Annotated in this window: 14 protein-coding genes; 9 read left to right on the plus strand and 5 right to left on the minus strand. The window is 33.6% G+C overall.

The annotated features are described in order from the left end of the window. The first annotated feature begins 3 nt into the window (after positions 1 to 3). The 5 genes from KKQ76_RS08470 to murA all read left to right on the plus strand — a co-directional run bounded on the left by KKQ76_RS08470 (position 4) and on the right by murA (position 3,754). Positions 4 to 570 (plus strand): hypothetical protein, encoded by a 567-nt coding sequence (locus KKQ76_RS08470; protein ID WP_213196749.1) that lies wholly within the window; start codon positions 4 to 6, stop codon positions 568 to 570. Positions 571 to 870: 300 nt separating this feature from the next. Next, positions 871 to 1,362 (plus strand): heme-binding domain-containing protein, encoded by a 492-nt coding sequence (locus KKQ76_RS08475; protein ID WP_213196750.1) that lies wholly within the window; start codon positions 871 to 873, stop codon positions 1,360 to 1,362. A gap of 1 nt (position 1,363) precedes the next feature. After that, positions 1,364 to 1,768: a thiol-disulfide oxidoreductase DCC family protein gene (locus KKQ76_RS08480; RefSeq protein WP_213196751.1), complete on the plus strand. Its 405-nt coding sequence runs from the start codon at positions 1,364 to 1,366 to the stop codon at positions 1,766 to 1,768. A 46-nt stretch (positions 1,769 to 1,814) separates the two neighbouring features. After that, the gene (locus KKQ76_RS08485; RefSeq protein WP_213196752.1) at positions 1,815 to 2,441 is read left to right on the plus strand and encodes a DUF4290 domain-containing protein; all 627 of its coding nucleotides are present in this window, start codon (positions 1,815 to 1,817) and stop codon (positions 2,439 to 2,441) included. Beyond that, positions 2,441 to 3,754, plus strand: a complete 1,314-nt coding sequence (gene murA, locus KKQ76_RS08490) for a UDP-N-acetylglucosamine 1-carboxyvinyltransferase (RefSeq protein WP_213196753.1) — start codon at positions 2,441 to 2,443, stop codon at positions 3,752 to 3,754. The genes KKQ76_RS08485 and murA overlap by 1 nt, the downstream gene beginning before the upstream one ends. Positions 3,755 to 3,785: 31 nt before the next feature. On the opposite strand, the gene KKQ76_RS08495 is transcribed toward murA, so the two are convergent. Continuing rightward, entirely contained in the window at positions 3,786 to 4,244 is a 459-nt protein-coding gene (locus KKQ76_RS08495) for a DUF1801 domain-containing protein (RefSeq protein ID WP_213196754.1), read from the minus strand. A gap of 104 nt (positions 4,245 to 4,348) precedes the next feature. On the opposite strand from KKQ76_RS08495, the gene KKQ76_RS08500 reads away from it, so the two are divergent. The 4 genes from KKQ76_RS08500 (at position 4,349) to ribB (ending at position 8,466) form a co-directional block, all read left to right on the plus strand. Further along, complete coding sequence (locus KKQ76_RS08500; protein ID WP_213196755.1) at positions 4,349 to 5,542, plus strand: pyridoxal phosphate-dependent aminotransferase; 1,194 nt, start codon at positions 4,349 to 4,351, stop codon at positions 5,540 to 5,542. A gap of 60 nt (positions 5,543 to 5,602) precedes the next feature. Beyond that, positions 5,603 to 6,121: a DUF2199 domain-containing protein gene (locus KKQ76_RS08505; protein ID WP_213189831.1), complete on the plus strand. Its 519-nt coding sequence runs from the start codon at positions 5,603 to 5,605 to the stop codon at positions 6,119 to 6,121. 110 nt (positions 6,122 to 6,231) lie between these two features. Continuing rightward, positions 6,232 to 7,251, plus strand: a complete 1,020-nt coding sequence (murB, locus tag KKQ76_RS08510) for a UDP-N-acetylmuramate dehydrogenase (protein ID WP_213196756.1) — start codon at positions 6,232 to 6,234, stop codon at positions 7,249 to 7,251. 93 nt (positions 7,252 to 7,344) lie between these two features. Then, a complete protein-coding gene (gene ribB / locus KKQ76_RS08515) occupies positions 7,345 to 8,466 on the plus strand; it encodes a 3,4-dihydroxy-2-butanone-4-phosphate synthase (RefSeq protein ID WP_213196757.1) in 1,122 nt (373 codons plus the stop codon). Positions 8,467 to 8,504: 38 nt separating this feature from the next. On the opposite strand, the gene fmt is transcribed toward ribB, so the two are convergent. From fmt to KKQ76_RS08535, 4 genes are all read right to left on the minus strand, one after another. After that, on the minus strand, positions 8,505 to 9,452 hold the full coding sequence (gene fmt / locus KKQ76_RS08520) for a methionyl-tRNA formyltransferase (protein ID WP_213196758.1): 948 nt from the start codon (positions 9,450 to 9,452) through the stop codon (positions 8,505 to 8,507). 29 nt (positions 9,453 to 9,481) lie between these two features. Then, positions 9,482 to 11,383, minus strand: a complete 1,902-nt coding sequence (locus KKQ76_RS08525; RefSeq protein WP_213196759.1) for a RecQ family ATP-dependent DNA helicase — start codon at positions 11,381 to 11,383, stop codon at positions 9,482 to 9,484. A gap of 81 nt (positions 11,384 to 11,464) precedes the next feature. Further along, complete coding sequence (locus KKQ76_RS08530; RefSeq protein WP_213196760.1) at positions 11,465 to 12,967, minus strand: OmpA family protein; 1,503 nt, start codon at positions 12,965 to 12,967, stop codon at positions 11,465 to 11,467. Positions 12,968 to 12,998: 31 nt separating this feature from the next. Further along, the gene (locus KKQ76_RS08535) at positions 12,999 to 14,462 is read right to left on the minus strand and encodes an OmpA family protein (RefSeq protein WP_213196761.1); all 1,464 of its coding nucleotides are present in this window, start codon (positions 14,460 to 14,462) and stop codon (positions 12,999 to 13,001) included. Between the last annotated feature and the right edge of the window lie 3 nt (positions 14,463 to 14,465).

Genomic DNA, 14,465 nt, shown 5'->3' on the forward strand with positions numbered 1-14,465 from the left:
AAAATGAAAAATATATTCTTAACAATATCAATCTTAATTTCTGTTTTTGCTTCGGCACAGGTAGCGATTGGCAAACCAGAATTAAGCAAATTAGCTGACGGCACCACGCCAAACCCTAATATCTCGCTAGAATTTTATGATGGCGCAGACAATGCTAGAGGTATCATTTTACCATGGGTTACCAATACTTCTGCTGTTACTGATGCAGTAAACGGAACTTTGGTATACAATACTTCTGATAAAAAAGTATATGTAAAATACGCTTCTGGCTGGAAAGATTTATCTGTAGATGCTACTGGTACTACCATAGACCCTATAGATAATGTAGATGGTCTTACGCTACAAAACAGTTTAAATGATTTAGACACCGCCAAAGTAAGCATAGGAACTCCTACTTCTACTCCAGGAATTTTAGTCCTTGAAGATACTAATAAAGCGATGGTTTTGCCTAAAGTAGCTTCACCACATCTTACCATAATCAATCCTGCTCCTGGAATGATGGTTTACGACACTACCAAAAAACAATTGGCAGTGTTCAATGGTACTGTTTGGAGTTTTTGGAAACCTTAATAAACTTAAACAATTTAATTTTATAAAAGTCCGATGATTCTCATCGGACTTTTTGATTTTTGGACAAGACAATCAGAAGAATAATCGTAAGTCAATTGCTAGATAATTGCTAGATAATTGCTGGATACTTGCTGGATAGTTGCTACATATTACTATAAAAAAGTAAGAATCATTACTTTCAATTCAACGCTCCTAATCTCCTAAATAGAAACAAATCTCCTTTCTATTTCAAAAACAAAAAGCATTATAGCCAAACAATAAATTTATTTTGTAACTTCACACATCTAATAAAAACCGATCATGAAAAAACTATTTTTTCTTTTAGTTCTGGCTTTTGCGTTATTACAATTCTTCCAAATTGATAAAACCAATCCGCCAGTTGACAAAAACATGGATTTTTTAACCATTAAAAAAACACCTGAAGACGTAGCTCAATTAATTAAAACAAGCTGCTATGATTGCCACTCAAACGAATCTGTATATCCTTGGTACACCAATATTCAGCCATTCGGTTGGTTGGTAAAAGACCATATAGATGAAGGAAGAAAAGAACTTAATTTTTCTACATTTGCCACTTACGAACCACTAAGACAAGCCAAAAAACTCAAAAAATCTGCCCACGAAATAGAGGAAGGCAAAATGCCATTAGAATCTTACCTTCTCATTCATCAAGATGCAAAACTTACTCCTGAACAAAAACAAAAACTACAGGCGTATTTCATTTCCATCAAAGAAGTAACTGCCATGATGAACAATCTAACAGATGAACAACTAAAAATTAAGGAAGAATAATTTGATAGACCAAAATAAATTTTACCTCTTTTACGACGGAGACTGTGGTTTCTGCAATTTTTGGGTACATTGGATTTTAAAAAACGACTCCAAAGACCAATTCTTATTTGCCTCTTTACAAGGAAAATTTGGACAAGAATTTCTAAGAAAAAGAGGTTTAGAACAAAAAAACCTCAACACTATTTATCTCTGGAAGCCAGAAAAATATTATCTCTATAAATCTAATGCAGCCATCACCATTGCCGAAAACTTAGGTGGGATATATTCATTAGCATCAATTTTTAGAATCATTCCTAGATTTTTAAGAGATTGGGTTTATGATTGTATTGCAAGAAATCGCCATCGATTGATAAAGAATTCTTGCGCAATACTCACTCCAGAACAACAGAAAAAATTTATAGACTAATTACCTAAATTATTGCTTTATCATTCTAATCACTATCTTTGCAATTATGGAATACAATACACAAAGAACTCGTCTCCATTTACCAGAATACGGTCGTAATATTCAGCAGCTCGTAGAACGTTGCAAGGAACTTCCTACCAAAGAAGAACGCAACGAAATGGCTGCCGCAATTGTAGATTTTATGGGGCAGAGAAATCCGCACCTTCGTGACGAGGAAAATTATAAACATAAACTTTGGGATCATCTTTTTATATTAGCAGAGTATGACTTAGATGTAGATGCTCCCTATCCTTTCCCTACCAGAGAAGAATTGGCACAGAAACCCAATAAAATGGAGTACCCAAAACTTCAGGGAGATTATAAATTCTATGGCAAAAGCATCCTTCAATTGATAGACAAAGCCATAGAACTAGAAGATGGAGAAGAAAAAGAAGCTTTGATAGAGGTCATTGCCAATAACATGAAGAAATCTTATAATGTGTATAATAAAGAACACGTACAAGATGAGGTAATCTTCCGTCACTTAAAGGAACTATCAGAAAACAGATTAGACCTTACCAGTCTAGATTCTCTCGAAAAAAGCAGAATTTATTACTCTACCAACAAGAATAAAAACCAAAAAAACAACCCTAAAAAACGTTTCAACAACCATAATAAAAACCGAAAAAGATAATGAGTGAAGCATTTCAAATAAGAGGAGGAAAAAAATTACACGGCGAAATCACACCACAAGGTGCCAAAAATGAAGCGTTGCAAATTCTTTGTGCAGTGCTTTTAACTGACGAAGAAGTGAGAATTAAAAACATTCCAGATATTCATGATGTAAACCGTCTTATCGAAATTCTGGGAGATTTCGGGGTGAAGATTACTAAAAATGCGCACGGTGATTATACTTTCAAAGCAGACCAAGTTAACTTTGATTACATAAAATCTAAAGAATTTAAAAAAGATGGAGCCAAATTACGTGGTTCTATCATGATTCTTGGACCTATGCTTGCTAGATTTGGCGAAGCATATATGCCAACTCCAGGTGGTGACAAAATTGGAAGAAGAAGATTAGATACTCACTTTCAAGGATTTGTAGAACTCGGTGCAGAATTTCATTATGACGAAACTGAATATTTCTATACTTTAAAGGCTAAAGAACTTCGTGGTAAATTTATTTTATTAGAAGAAGCTTCTGTAACAGGAACTGCTAATATTATTATGGCTGCTGTTTTAGCCAAAGGAAAAACCAGAATTTACAATGCAGCTTGCGAACCTTACCTTCAGCAATTATGCAGAATGCTCAATAGAATGGGCGCAAAAATTGAAGGAATTGGTTCTAATTTATTAACCATCGAAGGCGTTTCTCATCTTCATGGAACAGAGCATACCATGCTTCCAGATATGGTAGAAATTGGTTCTTGGATTGGTCTTGCAGCAATGACACGTTCTGAAATGACCATTAAAAATGTACATTGGAACCAATTAGGAATCATCCCGAATGTTTTCAAAAAATTAGGAATTCAATTGGAACAAAGCGGTGATGACATCTACATTCCAGAACAAGAACATTATAAAATTCAGAAATTTATTGACGGTTCTATTTTGACGGTTTCAGACGCACCTTGGCCTGGATTTACACCAGATTTATTGTCTATCGTTTTGGTAGTGGCTACTCAAGCCAAAGGAACTGTTTTGATTCACCAAAAAATGTTTGAATCGAGATTATTCTTTGTAGATAAATTGATTGATATGGGCGCTCAGATTATTCTGTGTGATCCTCACAGAGCAACTGTAGTAGGTCTTAATCATGAATTCCCATTGCGTGGAACCAATATGACTTCGCCAGATATTAGAGCTGGAAACGCACTTCTTATCGCAGCACTTTCTGCAGAAGGAAAATCAATTATTCATAACATTGAGCAAATTGACAGAGGTTATGAAAACATCGATGGAAGACTAAAAGCTCTAGGAGCAGATATCGAAAGAATTCAATTATAAAACAAACCGCAACTTTTTCAAGTTGCGTTTTTTATTTCTTCACAAAAGCATTTTCATACTTTTCAATCCAATCTTGCGGAGTCATTTTTCGAGCCAATTCTCCAATCAATTCATACGGAATATCTTCAGGTTTTTTAAAACGCATACAAGATTTCCCCATGTCTAGTTTCTTTTTAGAATATTTCGGAAACTCTTCTTGAAACCAATGCAGAAGTTTTTCGTCTGAATAAATTCCCATGTGATAAAGATTAATAGAATTTTTCTGCGAAGCTATATTGAGAAAAGGAAGTGGCAATTCTGGAGTACAATGATAACCTTTAGGATAAATACTTTTCGGAACTATGTAACCAATCATTCCATAGCTCAACTGTTCTTCGAAACCATTGGGTAAATTTTCAGAAATAATTTTTCTCAATTTTTCTATGGGTTCTTTTCGTTCTTCGGGAAGATTTTCTAAATATTCTTGAACAGATTGGGCTTCTATTTTCATTTTCAATTTTTATCAAATTTAAAAATAAATCAATACATTACCTCTTCGAGATACCACTACTTCATCAAAAAATTTCATTACTTTTGTGCTACAAAATTTCAGATATGCCAAAAACATCAGTAAGAGCAGGAAGAATGCCTGCTTCACCAATTAGAAAGTTAGTTCCTTATGCGATTGCTGCTAAAGCAAAAGGCACAAAAGTGTATCACCTGAACATTGGTCAACCAGACATCGAAACACCAAAAACCGCTCTTGATGCACTGAAAAATATCGATTTAAAAGTTCTAGAATATGCCCTTTCTGAAGGAAATTTAGAGTACAGAAAACAATTAGAAAAATACTACCATTCTCTTGGTTTTACCGATTTAACTACGGATAATTTCATCGTAACCAATGGTGGTTCTGAAGCACTAAATTTTGCACTTTCTGTATTGTGTGATGACGGAGACGAAATCATTATTCCAGAACCTTATTACGCAAATTATAACGGATTTACCAATGCTATTGGAATAAAAGTAGTAGCTGTACCTTCTACTATTGATACTGGTTTTGCTCTTCCTTCTATTGAAGAATTTGAAAAGAAAATTACAGATAAAACCAGAGCAATTATCGTTTGTAACCCGGGAAATCCTACTGGTTATCTTTATACCAGAGAAGAATTACAAAAATTAGCAGAAATTGCTTTGAAACACGATATCGTTATCATTTCAGACGAAGTTTACAGAGAATATGTTTATGATGGTGAGAAGCAAGTATCTATGCTAGAATTTCCAGAAATTGCAGAACATTCTATCATCATTGATTCAGAGTCTAAGCGTTATTCAATGTGTGGCGTAAGAATTGGCTGTTTAGTTACTCGTTCTAAAACGCTTCATGATGCTGCCATGAAATTTGCTCAGGCAAGACTTTCTCCAGTGCTTATTGGTCAGATTTTAGCAACCGCAGCGCATGATAATGATGCAGAATACATTCAATCTGTTCGCGAAGAATATACCAAACGTAGAAATCTTTTGGTAGAATTATTAAACGAAATTCCGGGTGTGAAATGCCCTACTCCAAAAGGTGCTTTTTACTGTGTAGCAGAATTACCAGTAGAAGATGCAGATGATTTTGCACAGTGGTTACTCGAACATTTTTCTAACAATGGCGAAACCGTAATGGTAGCTCCAGCTTCAGGTTTTTATTCGGTTCCAGAACTCGGGAAAAAGCAAGTAAGAATTGCTTATGTTCTAAAAGAAGAAGACTTGCGAAGAAGCGTAGAATTAATCAAAATCGCTTTAGAGCAATACAAAAAATAAAATTTTTAAAAAACGAACTTCGGTTCGTTTTTTTATTTTTAAATTTGAAAAAAACTTAACATGAATCAAGAATATAAATGTGGAATTTGTGGTGAAATTCACAATGATTATCCTGCTTTAGCATATCCAAGTCCAGACTCTTATTATTGGCTTTCTGACGATGAAAAGATAAAATACAACGCATATTTGGATTCTGATTTTTGTAAAATTGAATACCCAAACCAAACAGATAGGTTTATTAGAGTAGTTTTAAAACAAAAAATCATCAATTCTCAGATTACTTTAGAATATGGACTTTGGGTTTCTTTGAGTGAAAGTAGCTATAATGATTATTTTTTAAACTATAATAATGAAAATCATCAAACACAATACTTTGGCTGGCTAAATAATAACATACCTGATTATAACTTTCAAGAAAGTATTCCTACAACTGTAGTTACAAAATTAGGAAATGAGCGTCCTGAAATTTTCCCACACTCAGATTTTGAACATCCGTTTGTAAGTGATTACTATAATGGAATTACAAAAGATGAAGCCGAAAAAAGAATACATGAAATGCTTTCAAAATTGACAGAGTAAGTTTTATTGCTATAGTAAATATTTCTCCTAACTTATTTTCAGTAAATTTGTAAAAATTAGAAACTGAAGGCTTCGCAAATACTTTGCAGTCAAAAAGACTTTTGAAAAAAATGAAAATTCAAGAAAATATCTCTTTAAAGAATTACAATACTTTTGGTGTAGAAGCAAAAGCGCATTATTTTGCCGAAGTACATGATTTACACGAACTCAAATATACCACAGAATTTGCCAAAATCAATCATTTTAAAATCCTTTTTTTAGGTGGTGGCAGCAATTTGCTTTTCACCCAAGATTTCGATGGTTTGGTCATTAAATTAAATTTAAAAGGGATTTCCGAAGAAATTTTAGACGAAAATCACGTACTTGTTTCTGCAAAAGCAGGTGAAAACTGGCATGAATTTGTACTGTATACACTTTCTAAAAATTATGGCGGATTAGAAAATCTTTCGCTCATTCCAGGAAATGTAGGGACTTGTCCTATTCAGAATATTGGCGCTTATGGAACTGAAATTAAAGACCATTTCGTTTCTTGCAAAGCTCTAAATTTAGACACTTCAGAAATTGAGGAATTATCATTGGAAGATTGCAAATTTGGTTATAGAGATTCTATCTTTAAAACTTCTGCCAAAGGAAAATATGTAATTGTAGAAGTCACTTTTAAACTGACTACCCAAAACCATCACATCAAAACAGAATATGGAGCAATTTCTACAGAATTAAAAAATTTAGGAATTGAAAATCCTACTATTCAAGAGGTTTCTAAAGCGGTAATTAATATCAGACAAAGCAAACTGCCCAATCCTGCCGAAATTGGGAACGCTGGAAGTTTTTTCAAAAACCCAAGTATTCCTTTAGTTCAATTTGAAAATTTAAAAGAAAAATTTCCTGAAATTCAAGGATATGCAAATGGTAATTGGGTAAAAGTTCCTGCGGGTTGGCTCATAGAAAATGCAGGTTGGAAAGGCAAACAAATAGGAAATGTAGCTTCTCATAAATTGCAAGCTTTAGTGATCATTAACGCCACTGGAAACGCATCAGGAAAAGAAATTTACGATTTCTCTACCCAGATTATTGAGTCTGTTAAAGAAAAATACGGAATAGAACTCGAAAGAGAAGTGAATATTTTATAGAATTATCAATAAAATCAATTGATTAATTCGTCACATTGAATCTCAGAAAACTAATCACTAATGCTTATATTTGCGCAAAATTAAAAAGTAAAAATGTCTGAAATTAAACTCAATACAATTCCTGAAGCAATAGAAGACCTTAAAAATGGTAAAGTAATCATCGTAGTAGATGATGAAAACCGCGAAAATGAAGGAGATTTTCTTTCTGCTGCCGAACTTACTACTCCAGAAATCATCAATTTTATGACCATTCATGGTCGTGGTCTTATTTGTACTCCACTTCCTGAAAAAAGATGTGATGAACTAGGTCTTGAAGCCATGGTTTCTAGAAGTACAGACCCGAAAGAAACTGCTTTTACGGTTTCTATCGATTTATTAGGAGACGGCGTTTCTACAGGAATTTCGGCTAGTGATAGAGCAAAAACAATTTTGGCGTTGATGGACGAAAAAACCAAGCCAACAGATTTCATGAGACCTGGTCACATTTTTCCGCTTCGTGCAAAAACGGGTGGCGTTCTAAAAAGAGCTGGTCATACAGAAGCTGCGATTGATTTAACCAAATTAGCTGGATTGAAAGAAGGTGGTGTCATCTGCGAAATCATGAACGAAGATGGAACCATGGCCAGATTACCAGAATTGGTGGTTTTAGCTCAAAAATTAGACCTTAAAATCATTTCTATAGAAGATTTAATCAATTACCAATTGAAAAAAGGTGATTTGGTAAACGAAATAGAATCTAGAAAAGTAAAAACCGCTTTCGGTGAGTTTGATTTCCATGCTTTCCAAGAAAAACATACAGACCAGATTCACTTTGCATTAACCAAAGGAAATTGGGAAATAGATGAGCCAGTTTTAGTTAGAGTTCAATCTTCAAGTGCTTATTTTGATGTTTTAAGCAGATTGATTAACGGTGAAAATCCTCAATTGGAAAAAGTAACCAATATGATTAATGCGGAAGGAAAAGGAGCGCTTATTTTCATCAATAATGTTTCTAATGCAGAACTCACGATGAGAAAATTACAACAATTTCTGAATTATCAAGACGGACAAGTTGCAAGACCTACGCTTACTGCTAATTTCATAGAATACGGAATTGGAACTCAAATTCTTAAAAAATTAGGCATCACCAAATTCAGAGTGATTACTCAAAATCCTAATCAGAAACCGCTTGTTGCTGGTTATGGTGTAGAAATTACCGAAATGGTACAGATGTAAAATCTTAAAAATATTAATCGAAAATAGCGTAGAAATTTCTACGCTATTTTTATATCCTCGAAACTGTGAAATCCGTTTAAGAAATCTTTCACATTCATTCGTTTTTTTCCTTCTAGCTGAACTTCTGTTGGCTGATAAAAGCCATCTTTGGTATAAATTCTAAAATTGTTTTTAGAAATTTCTAGCGTTCCAGCCGTTTTCTGATGTTCTGAAACTTCAAAAGTTCCTGCATAAATCTTCAAACCTTTTGTTTCTTCACCGATTTTCAAAGTGGTAAAAGCGCAAGGATAAGGCGACATTCCTCTGATGAAATTATGAACCTTAACCGTTTCTTGATTCCAATGAATTCTCGTGTCTTCTTTGAAAATTTTGAAAGCATTTTTAGGCTCTGCAACTTGTGGTTGCGGTTGTTCTGTGATAGAATTTTCGGCTAAACCATCTAGTGTTTTCACTACCAATTTCGCGCCCATTTCCATCAATCTATCGTGTAAACTTCCTGCATTTTCATCTGGTGAAATAGGCAATTCTTCTTGCAAAAGAATATTTCCTTCATCTATCTTTTCATTGATAAAGAAAGTAGTAGCACCCGTTTTTTCTTCGCCGTTAATAATCGCAAAATTGATTGGAGCCGCACCTCTGTAATCAGGCAATAAACTTGCGTGAAGATTGAAAGTTCCCAATTTAGGCATTTCAAATAATACTTTTGGCATCATTCTAAAGGCAACCACCACGAAAACATCTGCCTCTAGTTTTCTCATTTCATCCAAAAATTCTGGATTTCTGAGTTTCTCTGGCTGAAAAATAGGCAAATTATTTTCTACTGCATATTTTTTAACAGGAGATTCTGTAAGTTTTTGTCCACGACCAGAAGGTTTATCTGCAACGGTAACTACTCCTACAATTTCGTGATGAGAATGATGAATCGCTTCTAAAGATTTTGCCGCAAAATCTGGCGTCCCGAAAAAAACAACTTTTAAATTTTTCATTTTTATAAGAATCTTCTTTTTACAAAGAATTATTTAATGGTATATGTTCTAAAATCTAACATTCTAATTTTTCCTAAATCTAGCAAAAAGATGAGCACTTCTTGAATTTTTTCTCTGGAATATTCTAACAAAATTGCATTTAAATCATCTAAAGTAGCTGGTTTTTGCTGTAGAATATCTAGAATCCGTCTTTCTGCACTAATGGCATTGATTTTAGGGTTTTTGGCGGTGCAAACATAGCAATTTCCGCAGTTTTTCGTCTCTTTTTCGCCGAAATAAGTAAGAATAAGTTTCATTTTACAGCAATCATGATTTCTGGTATAAAACTTCATTTCTTCCCATTTCTGCAATTTATTTTTCTGAATTTGCTCGAAAAGATTCCACCATTTCCCAGAAAAAGTTCGGTCTTCTCTGGGTTTCAAAAATTTGATAGAATCTAAACTTCCGTCTAGATAATCTATATATCCTTTTTGGTGAATTTCTTTCAGTCTTTCTTTAAGTTCTTGCGCACCAACTCCCAATTTTTTGCAAGTATTCGCTTCACTAAACTGAACTCTGTGCGTAGACAAACCGTCAACACATCTGAGCAATAATTCTATAAAATAGCTGTCTTTTCTATGCAAATTTTCTAAATCACTTACCTCAAATTTCAATTCTAAAGTTGATAAATTTTTAGAAGTATTGAGATAAATTAACTCTTGATTATGCAGAAAATTTAGTACATTTCTAATCTTGGCTTGAGAGATTTTAGTAAAGTTTTGAATTTTAGAAATATTCAGTTCAAAAACATTTTCAGGCAATTCATTTTCTGCAATCATAAATGTAGAATACAGATAAGAAATTACTTTCAAAAACTCTGATTTAGAAGGAGTTTGATTATAAAAAACATCATCTAAATTCAGTAATTCTTGCTCATTCCAAAGTAAAAAAGCATAACTTTTCTCGCCATCTCTACCTGCTCTTCCGATTTCCTGATAGTAGTTTTCTAAGGATGGTGCTGGTGAAAGATGAATTACAAATCTCACATTTTCTTTATCAATTCCCATCCCAAAAGCGTTGGTAGAAATCAATACATTCTGGTTGCTTTTGAGCCATTTTTCTTGCTTCTGATGTTTTTCTTTCACAGAGAGTCCTGCGTGAAAAAAATCTACATTTTTGAGTTTATTTTTTTGCAAAAATTCTGTCAGATTTTCGGCTTCTTTTCTGGTTCTGGTATAAATAATCCCTGAATTTTGGTTGTGTTTTAGCAAATCTAAAACTCTCTGGTATTTATCTGCTACTTCATCATTAAAAATGCTGATATTCTCTCTTTTAAAACTTTTTCTAAAAATTTGATATTGAGTAAATCCCAATTTTAGTTTAATGTCTTCTAAAACTTTGGGAGTTGCTGTAGCGGTAAGCGCAAGGCAAGGAACATTCTTAAAAAGTGTTCTAAAATTTTTAATATTTTGATAACTCGGTCTGAAATCTTGTCCCCATTCAGAAATACAATGTGCTTCGTCTACTGCAATAAAAGAAATCTGAATTTCTTCTATTCTTTCTAAAAACTGACGATTCTGAAGCCTTTCTGGAGAAATATAAAGCAATTTGGTAATTCCTTCGATACACCTTCCATAAATTTCTTCTTGTTGTAATTCATCTAATTCAGAACTTAAATACTCTGCTTCTATTCCTCTTAATTTCAACTGCTGAACTTGGTCTTTCATTAAAGCCAAAAGTGGAGAAATCACCAAACAGGTTCCTTCTAAAACCAACGCTGGAAGCTGATAACAAAGAGATTTACCACCACCAGTAGGTAAAAGTGCAATGGTATCTTTACCCGCAATAACCGCATGAATAATGTCTTGTTGTGAATCCCTGAAATCTTGATACCCCCAAAAGTGAGTAAGGGTTTTCTGTGTGAGTTCAGCTAAATGATGAGAAGATTGCATTTGGTAAATTTAAGAATTTAGTTTAAAATTTTGCATAAAAAAAGCTGCGATAAACGCAGCTTTTAGTATTGATTTTAAAAATTATTTTTTAATGATTAATTTCGTAGGAATGTCATTTTTTGGTATAGAATTCCATTCAGAATCTAAAACGTATTTTACCTGAACTTTTCTATCTTGTAGTCTTTCTTCATCAGATGCTGTTTCGGCAACTTTAGCTTCAGCCTCTCCCATACCTTTTGATTTAATCTGAGATGGATCAACCCCTCTTTTTTCTAATTCTTTAACTACTTCTGCAGCTCTAGCTCTAGAGAGTGCCAAATTGTAAGCATCGGTTCCTTTTTTATCAGTATGACCTATTAACAAGTAAGTACCACCTTGAGAACTTTTAATTATCTGAGCAGCTAAATCTAATTTAGAATAAGATTCTGGTCTTACAGTAGCTTTACTGAAATTAAACAGAACATCTCTTAATGCAAGTTCTATATCTGTAGCTAATTTACTTTTATCTACTGCTACTACTTTAGGACAACCGTTATTTTCTACTGGACCAGGAACAGTAACGCATTTATCATTTAAGTCTATTACTCCGTCTAAATCTGCATCTAATGCTACACCAGCTCCATCTACTCTTGCTCCCATTGGTGTATCTAATTGTCTATCCCAATCATCACAAACTCCATCATTATCAGTATCACCTTTTTTACAAACTTCTACATCTACATTTTTGTTATCTAAAACATCTAGTTTGTAATAAATTTCTTGTAATGGATCATGCCACATTAAATGTGATTGATGTTTTCCTAGTTTTAAAGAAATACCCAAAGTTGCATTAAAGAAATTATCAGAAACTTGATCTTCTCTTAAGTTTACAGGACTATCATAACCATTATAACCTAGGTCTTCGCTTCCTAGATAATTACCACCTCCATCAAAAGAATCATCTCCAGTTACTACGTACATTACTCTACCTTCGATATCAATTCTTCTATTTACTTTGAATTTAAGACCAGCTCCGGCTTGTCCGAAAAGTGAACCTACTGAAAATCCATTATCAGTAATTAATGGCGCAGAAGAAGAACCTTCATCTTGTCTGTATGCTTTATAAGATAAAGCACCAATACCTGCATAACCATGTAACGCCCATCTGTATGGAGAATGATTATCTACTCTTCTTAGTAAATTAGAGAAGTTAATATCTCCGATTAAAGATATCGATTGATATTTAGTTTTAGCACCTACATTAGTAGCCACTGTACCTTCATCTATCTTAGCTAAACCTTGTTTAGTTTCTCCTAAGTCATATTGAAGGTTTAAACCAAAGGCATGGGTAATAGCTTTATCTATACTTAAATATGCAGAGTAGCCAAATAGGTTTTTCCCAGCTCCATTTTTGATAGAAGTTAAATCTCCTGACTGAATTAAAGGAACACCAAATCCAGCCGAGATTGACCAATCGTTAAATTTTTTATCTTTTTGTGTAAAAGGTTTATTTTGGTCTCCTACATAAAAGTTATCATTTTGTTGTGCTGTAACTGACAAAGGCAGAAGAATTGCTAATGTCAAAGTTGCAAAATTTATTTTCATGATGTTGTATTTTTAAATTGAAAGATTAAAATTATTGAGCCGCTTTGAAATAAACTCTTCTGTTGGCTTCATTTTTCCATTCTGGACACTTAGTAGCAGGGTTACATTCTGGATATTTAAGGTCTTTTTCACCTCTACCTTCTGTAATAAGAATATCTGGATTCACCCCTTTACCAACTAAATAATTCTTCACTGCATTTGCTCTTCTTTGAGATAAATCAAAGTTATAGCTATCAGACGCTCTAGTATCAGTACCACCGATTACATAGAACTTAACTGTAGAATTTAGCTTTTTAATAATTTCTGCAGCATTGTCTAACTTAGCATAAGACTGAACTCTGATTATATCTTTATTCAATTCGAATTCAATTCCTTCAAATCTATTAATTTCTTCAATAATTTCTAGAGTTTCGTCTACTAAGTAAGGACATCCTTTATTCTTAGCCAATCCAGGAACGGTTACACATGCGTCATTTAAATCTATTACACCATCTAAGTCCATATCTAGCGCTTTACCAGCACCATCTACTCTAGCTCCTAAAGGTGTGTCTAGCTCACGATCCCAATCATCACAAACACCATCTTTATCAGCATCTCCTCTTTCACAAATGATAGGCTCTACTGATCTTCCATCTAAAGCTATAACTTTTCTAAGCGCTTCATTATTGGCGTCATACCAAGATAAATGGGTATTATGTTTTCCTAATTTTATCGTCACTCCTACATTGGCTACAATCATATTATCAGAAAAATTTTTCTTTATTTGATTGTAAACTCCATCTGGCGTTTCTCCTCCACCATCAAATTCATCATCACCAGAAATAATATACATCACTCTGGTGTCAATATCAATTCTTCTTGAAAGATTATATTTTACACCTGCTCCTCCTTGATAAAAGAATGAATCTATTCTAAAAGGTTGTTTAAATTTTTGATAATTTTCATCTATCGTATTTCCGTTTGGCAATGTAGACAAAGGCTTATCATCATCTCTTTCGAACTCATAACCTTGTAATCCAATTCCTGCATAACCATGTAAAGACCATCTAAAAGGTGATTTATTGTCTGTTCTTCTAAAAAAATTAGAAAAATTTACGTCTCCTAATAAACTTACTTGATTGTATCTCGTAGTAGCCACACCTAAACCATAAGAAGGTCTGGTAATGATTCTGCCAGTTTGCTTAGTTTTGCCAGTTTGGTATTGCAGTTCTAGCCCAAATTTATCACTAATTTGTTTTGCAAGTCCTACATAAGCATTCCATCCGAAATTTTTACCATCTTGGTTAAGAGAAGTTAAATCTCCGTGGTGCATAATAGATGTACCACCTCCTAAAGTGATAGCCCAATCATTATACCTTTTAGCTTTGTTGTCAAATTTTGACACTTTAGCAGAGCCAGAGGTGAACGTGTTGGGATACACACTATTTTCCTTGTTATCTTGAGCTAAGAATAAGCTAGGAAAAGATAACAATAGTGTTAATAAACCTAATTTCATATT

This window comes from Cloacibacterium caeni (assembly GCF_907163105.1).
Taxonomy (GTDB): domain Bacteria; phylum Bacteroidota; class Bacteroidia; order Flavobacteriales; family Weeksellaceae; genus Cloacibacterium; species Cloacibacterium caeni_A.